The following is a 3,832-nucleotide window of genomic DNA, read 5'->3' as shown; positions in this document are numbered from 1 at the left end:
TCTCCGGAGAGTTCGGACCGGGCCTTCGGCTGTCCTACGGTCCTGCGGCCGTCAGTGCGCGGCGGGGACGAAGGTCTCCAGCTCGGCGGCCAGCTCCTCGTGGACCTGGGCCTTGAGCAGGGTGCCCTCGGCGGTGTGCTCCTCGGAGAGCACCTCGCCCTCGGCGTGCACCCGGGAGACCAGGGCCCCCTGGATGTACGGCACGAGCGCCTCGATCTCGACGGACGGCCGGGGCAGCTCGGCGTCGATGAGCGCGAGCAGCTCGTCGATGCCGGCGCCGGTCCTGGCCGAGACCGTGATGGCGTACTTCTCGTTGCGCAACAGGCGCTGGAGGACCAGGGGGTCCGCCGCGTCCGCCTTGTTGATCACGACGATCTCGCGTACGTTCACCGCGCCGACGTCCCGGATGACCTCGCGCACCGCGGCGAGCTGCTCCTCCGGCACCGGGTGGGAGCCGTCCACCACGTGGAGGATGAGATCGGACTCGCCGACCTCCTCCATGGTGGAGCGGAACGCCTCGACGAGGTGGTGCGGCAGATGCCGGACGAACCCGACGGTGTCGGCCAGGGTGTAGATGCGGCCGCTCGGCGTCTCGGCCCGGCGGACCGTCGGGTCCAGGGTGGCGAACAAGGCGTTCTCCACCAGGACACCGGCCCCGGTCAGGCGGTTGAGCAGCGACGACTTGCCCGCGTTGGTGTATCCGGCGATGGCGACGGAGGGCACCTTGTTGCGCTTGCGCTCCTGCCGCTTGATCTCGCGGCCGGTCTTCATCTCCGCGATCTCCCGGCGCATCTTCGCCATCTTCTCGCGGATCCGCCGCCGGTCCGTCTCGATCTTGGTTTCACCGGGACCACGGGTGGCCATACCGCCACCGCCGCTGGAACCGCCGCCGCCCATCTGACGGGAGAGCGACTGACCCCAGCCGCGCAGCCGCGGCAGCATGTACTGCATCTGCGCGAGCGAGACCTGCGCCTTGCCCTCGCGGGACTTGGCGTGCTGGGCGAAGATGTCGAGGATCAGGGCGGTCCGGTCGACCACCTTGACCTTGACGACGTCTTCCAGGTGGATCAGCTGGCCGGGGCTCAGCTCACCGTCGCAGACGACGGTGTCGGCACCGGATTCGAGCACGATGTCGCGCAGCTCCAGCGCCTTGCCCGAACCGATGTAGGTCGCCGGGTCGGGCTTGTCGCGCCGCTGGTACACCGCGTCCAGCACCTGCGCGCCCGCCGTCTCGGCGAGGGCGGCGAGCTCCGCGAGGGAGATCTCCGCGTCGTGCACCGTCCCCGAGGTCCAGACGCCCACCAGCACCACGCGCTCCAGGCGCAGCTGGCGGTACTCGACCTCGGTGACGTCCTCGAGCTCCGTGGAGAGACCGGCCACGCGCCGCAGGGCGGCTCGCTCCGAGCGGTCGAGCTGCTCGCCGTCGCGGGCTCCGTCGATCTCGTGGCTCCAGGCGACGTCCTCTTCCATCAGGGCGTCGGCCCGGCGGGCCTCGGTGAGGCTCTCGGTGGTGTTCTCCGTGGCGCTCTGCGCGTCCTGCGCGTCCTGGGGAAGGGAAGAAGAGGAGGTCATTGGATCCTTACGTCGATAGAAGTCTTTACGTCAGTCACAACGTGTGATCTTCCCGGATGATTCCCCTCGGGGAACTCCGGTGCGGTCCGCCGCGCCGACGCGTCGATAGTGGCACGGCCCCGCCGGGCCCGTCACGCGGGTTTCGCGCTGCTCCAGTCCGGGTGTCCGGGCATCGGCGGGGTCTTCTTCCCGTACAGCCAGCCGTCGAAGAAGCCGGTCAGATCACGGCCGGCGATCCCGGAGGCGAGCCGGGTGAAGTCCGCGGTGGTCGCGGTGGAGTCCCGGTGCGCCCGGACCCAGGTGCGCTCCAGCCGGTCGAAGGCGGCCTCGCCGATCTCCTGGCGCAGGGCGTAGAGCACCAGGGCGCTGCCGTCGTACATCACCGGGCGGAACAGGCTGAGCTTCTGCCCCGGGGCCGGTCCGTCCGGGTGCGCCGGAGGGCCTCCGTCCGCGCGCCAGCCGTCGGACAGCTTGTACGCCTCGCGCATCCGCCGCTCCAGTGTGCCGCCGCCGTTCTCCTCGGCGTACCGGGCCTCGTACCAGCTGGCGTGTCCCTCGTTCAGCCACAGGTCGGACCAGCTCGCGGGCGAGACGCTGTTGCCGAACCACTGGTGGGCCAGCTCGTGGACCATCACCGAGTCGACGTACCACTCCGGATAGGCGGGCTCGGTGAAGAACGACTTCCCGAACAGCGACAGCGTCTGGGTCTCCAGGGCGAACCCGATGGGGCTGTCGGCGACGAGCACCCCGTACGTCTCGAAGGGGTAGCGGCCGACCTGCTGCTCCATCCACTCCAACTGCGCCGGGGTCTTCTTCAGCCAGGGCTCCAGCTTCTTCCGGTCGGCGGCCGGGACGACGTCGCGGACCGGCAGCCCGTGCGGTCCTGTGCGGTGCGCGACGGCGGAGCTGCCGATGGAGACCTGGGCCAGTTCGGTGGCCATGGGGTGCTCGGTGCGGTACGTCCAGGTGGTCGTGGCCCCGCTCCGGGTCTTGCCCACGGGCAGGCCGGCCGCGACCGCCGTCAGCTTGTGCGGGGCGGTGACGCGGAAGGTGAAGTAGGCCTTGTCGGAGGGGTGGTCGTTGCTGGGGAAGACGCGGTGGGCGGCGTCGGCCTGGTTGGCCATGGCGAGCCCGTCGGCGGTACGCACCCAGCCGCCGTCGTCCCCGGATCCGCTCGGGTCGCTGGTGTGCCGGACGGTGATGTTCAGCGGTACGCCCGCGGGGAGGCGACGGGGGGCCTGGAGGACGAGGTCCTCCCTCTTGCTGCCGAAGTCCACGCTCTGCCCGTTGACCTCGACGCCGTGGACGGTGCCCCGGGCGAAGTCGAGGTTGATCCGGTCCAGCGGGGCGGTGGTGCGGGCCCTGATCCTGGTGACCGCGTCCAGGGGCTTGGTGTTGGAGCCGTGGTAGGTGAAGGCGATGTCGTACGCGAGGACGTCGTATCCGGGGTTGCCCAGCTCGGGGAAGAGCCGGTCTCCGATGCCCAGGGGCTCGGGGGCGGGCAGGGCGGCGGCGACGAGGGTGGCCGAGGCGGTCGCCAGCAGGGCGGCGCGCAGGCGGCGGGTCAGGAGCGGCATGGACTACCGCTATCAGCGCGGGGCCGCCCGGCCGGGGAGCCGCGCGCCGCACCACCCGAACGAGGGCGGGTGGTGCGGAGTGGCTCAGCCGCCAGTGACGTTCAGCCGACCGTGACCGTTCAACCGGCCGGGGCCGGGTGCTGGGCGCGGCTGACGTCGTAGACCCCGGCGACATCGCGCATGGCGCGCATCAGACCGGGAAGTCCCGCCGCGTCGGGGAGCTGGAGGGTGTAGGTGTGGCGGACCCGCTGCTCGCTGGGCGGCTCCACGGTGGCGGAGACGATCGCCGCCTCGGCGGTGGCGATGGCCTCGGTGAGGTCGGCCAGCAGCCGGGGGCGGCCGAAGGACTCGGCGACCAGGGTCACCCGGCAGCCGACCTCGGACTCCCGGCCCCCGGCGTCCGCCCAGCGGGCCCCGACCGGGGCGCGGCCGATGTCCCGCATCTCGGCGGCGGCGGAACACTCGCGGCGGTGCACGGTGACCGCGCCGCCCCGGACGACGAAGCCGGTCAGCTCGTCGGGGGGCACCGGCGTACAGCAGCCGGCCAGGCGCACCGGCGCGCCCGGCCCGTCGACGACGACGCCCGTGGTCCGTGGGCCGGACCGGGTGCGGGCCGGGGCAGTGGCCCCCGGAGTCTCGCGTTCCGAGGAGGCCGGGGAGGCGGCGGGCTCGCCCTGCGTGCT

The 3,832-nt window shown here is 72.2% G+C and carries 3 protein-coding genes; all 3 read right to left on the bottom strand.

All coding sequences use genetic code 11. The features are described from left to right. Positions 1-51: 51 nt before the first annotated feature. Complete coding sequence (gene hflX / locus ACFWM7_RS34360; protein ID WP_383268447.1) at positions 52-1,572, bottom strand: GTPase HflX; 1,521 nt, start codon at positions 1,570-1,572, stop codon at positions 52-54. 131 nt (positions 1,573-1,703) lie between these two features. After that, positions 1,704-3,149 (bottom strand): M1 family metallopeptidase, encoded by a 1,446-nt coding sequence (locus tag ACFWM7_RS34355; RefSeq protein WP_383268445.1) that lies wholly within the window; start codon positions 3,147-3,149, stop codon positions 1,704-1,706. Positions 3,150-3,268: 119 nt separating this feature from the next. Next, positions 3,269-3,832, bottom strand: a 564-nt coding sequence (locus ACFWM7_RS34350; RefSeq protein ID WP_383268442.1) for an ACT domain-containing protein, incomplete at its 5' end; no start/stop codon positions are given.

The sequence above is a fragment of the Streptomyces sp. NPDC058375 genome, from assembly GCF_042723425.1.
Lineage (GTDB): Bacteria > Actinomycetota > Actinomycetes > Streptomycetales > Streptomycetaceae > Streptomyces > Streptomyces durocortorensis.
Note: the sequence above shows the minus strand (reverse complement) of the source record. Positions and strands in the feature narration are given on the sequence as shown.

Coding starts and splice junctions, on each gene's coding strand:
- hflX (WP_383268447.1), bottom strand. CDS start 1,572: ATGACCTCCTCTTCTTCCCTTCCCCAGGACGCGCAGGACGCGCAGAGC.
- ACFWM7_RS34355 (WP_383268445.1), bottom strand. CDS start 3,149: ATGCCGCTCCTGACCCGCCGCCTGCGCGCCGCCCTGCTGGCGACCGCC.